This window comes from Collinsella sp. 1033st1_E11_1033SCRN_220408 (genome assembly GCF_039062465.1).
Lineage (GTDB): Bacteria > Actinomycetota > Coriobacteriia > Coriobacteriales > Atopobiaceae > Parolsenella.
Map to the genome: position 1 here is coordinate 21,679 of NZ_JBCLNF010000012.1, position 6,155 is coordinate 27,833.

3 protein-coding genes are annotated in these 6,155 nt (G+C 64.6%); 1 reads left to right on the forward strand and 2 read right to left on the reverse strand.

From position 1 onward, the window contains the following. Nucleotides 1-17: 17 nt before the first annotated feature. Both ABCN07_RS07345 and ABCN07_RS07350 read right to left on the reverse strand, forming a co-directional pair. On the reverse strand, nt 18-1,964 hold the full coding sequence (locus ABCN07_RS07345; protein WP_343006060.1) for a hypothetical protein: 1,947 nt from the start codon (nt 1,962-1,964) through the stop codon (nt 18-20). Continuing rightward, nucleotides 1,961-3,700: a DUF6056 family protein gene (locus ABCN07_RS07350; protein WP_343006061.1), complete on the reverse strand. Its 1,740-nt coding sequence runs from the start codon at nt 3,698-3,700 to the stop codon at nt 1,961-1,963. The genes ABCN07_RS07345 and ABCN07_RS07350 overlap by 4 nt, the downstream gene beginning before the upstream one ends. A gap of 144 nt (nt 3,701-3,844) precedes the next feature. Between ABCN07_RS07350 and ABCN07_RS07355 the strand changes: the two genes are divergently transcribed. Beyond that, on the forward strand, nt 3,845-5,995 hold the full coding sequence (locus tag ABCN07_RS07355) for a transglycosylase domain-containing protein (RefSeq protein ID WP_343006062.1): 2,151 nt from the start codon (nt 3,845-3,847) through the stop codon (nt 5,993-5,995). Nucleotides 5,996-6,155: the final 160 nt, after the last annotated feature.

Genomic DNA, 6,155 nt, shown 5'->3' on the forward strand with positions numbered 1-6,155 from the left:
ACGGACAAGGAGACGTGCTAGATCGAGCGCCCGCCCCCAATTGCAGACTTCGCCCATTGTAAAGCTTGTTCAAGGCCCTCCGCCGCAAGGGGAAGGACCACGATGGCAAAGGGCAACACATAGACGGCCTTTGCCTCCCAAAGCAGGTAGCAGCCAAACCCCGTAAAGAAGGTCGCAGCAATGAGCAGGGTCGCGCACGTCACGGAACCACCGCCCACGCACACGTCAGGAGTCGGGGCGACGTCATGTCGCCGTGCGCCCGCAGAGGAGCCGACGCCGCCAGTCGGGTCAGCCGCAGGCGCGCCCGCAGAGGAGCCGACGCCGCCAGCCGGGTCAGCCGCAGGCACGCCCGCGACCTCCTTCCCCTCGCTGCCCCTCCCCCATCTACGGCAGGCCCAGGCCACATAGCCAAACGCAGCGGCGAACTCAACCGTCTGGTAGCCGTCGAGCAGGTAGGTCAGCCACGAGGAAATGGCGCCCAGGGGCTTGCTCGCATCCCCCAGGTTGAGGCGTCCGCCACCGGGGATCCCGCACATCGAGAGGTAGTAGAGAGACTGATAGGTCGGGTCCGCCCACTCCGTAGCGAGTTTGATGGAGAAGAAGCGAGTCGCGTAAGAGGGGTCGGAGACGAACTCGGTGACGTCCGCCGCGATCTCCCCAGCAGCGATCTCATTCTGAATGTCGGCGCTCTCGCCCGAGAAGAACCACGTGGCGTTGGCGTGATTGGACCAGCCGCCAGGCGCGAACTCGGGCGCGCCACCGTCTACGCTCACGTAGAACTCGCCCGCACCCATGCGAAGCCCGAGCTCGAGGTGGTTAAGCGTGGTCAAGGCATCACCAAACTCATAGCCAGAGACCGCACGAAGTGCCTCGAAGGGCAAACCCGCCGCGGAGCGCGCGAGGAGCACGACGGAAAGGCACGCCGCAAGGCCCCAAGCACTCTTGCGGCTGACGGCAAGTACGAGCCATGCGAGCACGGCGGCGATTGCGAAGAGCACGAAGGTCGCCTTGACGCAAAGCGCAAGAACGAGCGGCACGAACGAAAGCGCCAGCCACCTGAGGGTAACGCCCAGCTCAACCGCCCGCATCGCGCGAGCCTGTAGGGCGAGGAAGGCGAGCGCGAAGCCACAACCCATCGCGTTTCCGTAGAGGAACGCGGAGAGCCAGTACATCGGCAGGCACATGGCCACGAGCACCCAGAGGATGCGGCGCGCACCCGCGCTCGCCCCAACGTTCGACCCCAGGTCGAGCAGCGCCCACACGCCGAGGCAGGTCACCAGCGACGACAGCAGCTGGAAGACCATGTAGGAGTATTCGCCAAACGCGAGACGAAGCGCATACATGATCCAGAAGAGCGATGCCTGGAACGGATAGCAGCAGAAATAAAGACGCGCGTCAGTGAAGAGCGTCCCGTACGGGCCGGAAAACGCCGCCGCGACGTCCCCTCCCTCAATCGCCTTATGGACAAAGTCGCGAATCATCCACGAGTCGCCCCAATAGGTATCGCGCGCCTGGATGCCCAGAATCATCAGCACCTGGAAGGCGAGCGCACCAAGGATAAGCGCCCTCGTGGCACGCGGCCCATCGAGGACGCCGCCGTGGCGCCAAGCCACATAGCACAAGGCCGCGGTCGCCACGCTGCCAACGGCGCCCGCGATTAGGGACGCCTTAGGGCCCGCCCAGGTGTAGATCGACATGGATTGCGTGAGGTTGCCGTCCTCCGCGCCCACCATGAGCCAGACGGTGGAAAGCACCACCACGAGAAGGACCACGCCGAGCATGAGCGCGCACAGCGCGAGGCCGAGACGGGCGAGGCCATCGCCGACGCGGCGCCAGCGATCGCCATCGTTAAAAGCACTGGAGCGCTCGGGGAGTCGGGCCACCTTTCGCGCGATGGTCCTACCCGGCAGGGACTGATGCACGGCGCCATCCGTCGCGGGCATCATCGCGTTATCCGAGCTCACGAGACAGCCACATCCGTCGTGGCCACATCCGTCGTGGCGGTATCCGTTACAGCGGCGTCAGCCGCAGGCGCATCCGCCACGGGCGCATCCGCCACGACGTCGCTCGCCATGGTGCCGGAAGGCGCGTGATAGGCCACAATCGACTTCTTGCCATACCACTGACAGAGACGGTAGTTGATGTAGTTGTCCATGTTGTCACGGATGTCGCCCATGAGCAGGACGTGCGGCACGTTGGTGTAGAACGGCACGCGGAGCTCGTCTGCGGTCGAGGTCTCAATGGTCGCGAGACGATCCTCGACCTGGGCGTCATATGCGGCGGCCTGCCCGGAGATAATCGAGCGCGCTGCGGAAACACTCGAAAGTTCCTCGCCCATATCCTTATCGGTAGCCATGGAGCCCACGACGCACGCAAACACCAGGATTACGAGGCCAGCCGCGATTCCAACGTGCTGAGCCGTCATAACGTGGCCGCGCGTCGAACCCGCACCCAGCTCACGGCGACGCGCCGCAATCCAGCCACAGAACCAGAAGACGTTCAGAACGACAAGCACCACGAACAAATCGAAGCGGCAGTTCTGAACGCGGCCAGGGCCCACCGTTCCCTCCGCCCAGAACGTGGGCGTGAAGCTCGTGGCAAACAGCGCGATCGAACCGGCGGCGACGAGGGCGGGCATGGGGAAACGCCAGCCGCGCTCGGCGGCGCGGACGCAGACGCGCACGGCAATGACGGCTGCAAGCACCGCAAGGAGCAGCACGAGACCGCCGGTCCACTCCTCCAGATACTGGAACGCCGCAAGCGACGACTTCACGATGGTGCCGACAACCCCCGCGGAGTCCTCGGGGAACTGCGTCTGCTGACGAACTTCGTTGCCGGGAGCGGCAAGCGACAGCGCAAGTCCCACGACCAGGAGTCCAAACGGCGCAAGGACATCAGACGAGGCCCGCCTACGGCGGGCAATCAGCACGACGAGCACGCAAGTCATGACCTCCACCACAACGAGCGCCGTAACGAAGTTGCCACCCGCAACGAACACGGCGAGCACGCACGCCCAGATCTTGGCCCCTCGAGGAACCGTGCGGCAGGCGGGATCGGCGATGCGCGCCACGCAACCCAGGAGGGCAAGTGCGGCGGCGTGGTAGGTGGTGTAGTAGACGGCGCTGTTAAACCAGAAGATACCCTCGACGGGGCTCGGTTGCAGAAGGAGCTGGACGGCTACCGTCACGCAGGACAGCCCCAGCCAGGCACCCCTCTCGGCACCAAGCAGCTCGACCATGACGACATGCGTGAAGAAGAAGGTGCCGGCGACGAGGCTTGCGAGTACGAGCGGCGCGGCGATCACGTAGAACTGCTCTCCAAAGACGCTCGGCTCGAGCGCCATGAGGAAGATCGCGGAGTAGGTGCCCTGCCAGTCGAACCAGGCATTCCCCGCCTGCTGAAGCGCGGTAATCAACGCGACGCCGATGTTGCCCGTCCTCTGAAGTGCGAGATGCGCCCACACGCCATAGTGCCAGTCATCCGCATAGGAGTGGTTGTACGCGCTGATGAGCACGAGGGGCACGAGAACGGCCACCAGCAGCGCGACCCCGGCGACCCCGACGGCCGTCATGGCGCGGGGTTCGCGCGGGTGGCCATCACGCTTGGGACACTTCATCTCGCGCTTTGTGCCTTCATGCTCGGCGCGGCGATGACGCGCGCGCCCATAGGACCCCTCCGGGGCCACGACACAACTCTCCATGCAATTCCCTTCAGTCATGTCCACAGTTTAAGGCAGGCGCGCCTCAAGCGATGTGGACGCGACGTTAACTCACCCGCGCGCTCAACGCTCCACCACGATTTAGCAGATAATGGGTAAGTCTGTGTACCTGTATTGGAGGACTGCATGGGAATTCGCAACCGTCGCGCCCGCGCCCACTCTAAGACGCACATCGTTGGCTTTTCCGCCGCCGGCGTCCTGGGTTTCCTGGTGCTGCTCGCCATCGCTCTCGCCGTCTCTCTCGGCGCCGTGATCGAGTCCTGGCTCCAGGACCTGCCTGACTACACCTCCGCCGACGCCTACCTCGTCGCCGAGCCGAGCGAGGTCTATGACGCGGACGGCAACGTCATCGCGACGTTCTATCTCGAGAACCGCCGCTCCATCTCGCAAGACGAGGTCTCTCCCTACGTCTGGAAGGGCACCGTCGACGTCGAGGACGAGCGCTTCTACAGCCACAACGGCGTCGACCCCATCGGCATTGGCCGAGCCGTCATCTCACAGCTCTCCGGCCGCTCCGAGGGTGCCTCGACCATCACCCAGCAGCTCGTGCGCAACACGGTCCTGTCTGACGAGCAGTTCGAGAAGTCCCTCAAGCGCAAGATCCGCGAGGCCTACATCGCCGTCGAGATGGAGAAGACCTACTCCAAGGAACAGATCCTGTTGATGTATCTCAACACGATCTACTACGGTCATGGTGCCTACGGCATCGAGGCCGCAAGCATCACCTACTTCAACAAGCATTGCAGCGAGCTCACGCTCGCGGAGGCGGCCACGCTCATCGGCCTGCCCAACTCGCCCTCCTACTATGACCCCACGCAAAACCCCGACGCCGCCAAGGAGCGCCGCAACAAGGTTCTCGACAACATGCTGCGCCTCGGCGACATCACGCAGGAGGAGCACGACGCCGCGCAGGCTGAGGACCTCGTGCTCAACCTCGGCAACACGAACATGGATAGCCAGGGTACCTACCCCTACTGGACCAACTACATCAAGGGCCTGCTCGAGGGCGACTTCTCGCAGGACACCATCGTCCAGAGCGGCCTTAAGATCTACACCACGCTTGACCCGACCTACCAGGATGCCGCTCAAAGCGCGGTCGAGCGCATGCTCGACGAGACGGGCAACCCCGACAACGACGGAGCGCTCGTCGCGATCGACCCACAGACCGGCTACATCAAGGCCATGGTCGGCGGTCGTGACTTCTACGCGGATTCCGACACCGCCCAGGTCAACGCTGCGACGTCGAACGCCAAGCAGACCGGCTCGAGCTTCAAGATGTTCACGCTCGTCGCCGCACTCAAGGCGGGCATGAACCCCACCACCAAGATCAACTGCAACTCCCCCATCCAGGTCAACAATTCCTGGAAGGTCCAGAACGCCGATAACGAGCCCTACGGCACCCTCAGCCTCGCCGATGCCACCGCCATCTCCTCGAACACCGGATACGTTCAGGTCGGTATGGCCGTCGGCGTCGACAACGTCGTCCAGACCGCCCACGACATGGGCATCTCGAGCGACCTCGACCCCTACGGCTCCACGATCCTCGGCGCCAACGGTTGCTCCCCGCTCGAGATGGCGGAGGCCTACGCCACCCTCGCGAGCGGTGGCCTTCACCGCGACGCCGTCGCCATCAGCAAGATCGAGGACCGCAACGGCAACGTCGTCTACGAGCACAAGGACAGCCCCACGCGCGTCCTCGACGAGAGCGTCGCCAAGGTCGCCGTCCAGACGCTCGAGGGTGTCCTCACCTACGGCCGCGGCACGGCCAAGCAGCTTCCCGGCCTCCTCACCATCAACCAGCCCGTCGCCGGAAAGACCGGCTCTACCGACAACCTCGAGAGCCTCTGGTTCTGCGGCATCACGCCCCAGGTCTCCGTCGCCGTCTGGACGGGCCACAAGGACGGAGACTACACGGTAAGGCTCGGCTACGGCGCAGGCGCGCACCCGTTCCAGACGTCGAACAAGGCCTTCGCCTACTTCGTCAACGCCGTCCTGTCAGACACCCCGCGTGCGGACTGGCCGATGGCAAGCGCGTCCGATCCCTCCTACAAGCCCAATACGAGCTGGAAGTTCTCCAACACGAGCGCCGGCGAGAACGACCCGGACGCCGCGACCACGGAGGCAGCGACGACCGAGGCCGCCACGACGGAGAACGCGACGGCCCCGACCGAGCCCACGCCGGCGCCCGAACCCACTCCGACGCCAACGCCGGCGCCCGAGCCTACGCCTTCCCCGGAGCCGACTCCCGACCCCGACACGCCAACCGAGGGACAGTAGTCCTTTCGAGCCTGTCCTCCGGCCAGTGAAAACACGAACGCCCGTCTGCTTCGTGAACTGCACCCCAAAACTTGGACGGCATAAATAAGAACTACGCCGCAAGGGACTGTCTCCGGAACTCCTCCGGGGTCAGTCCCTTCAGTTTGACCTGGCGCCTCCT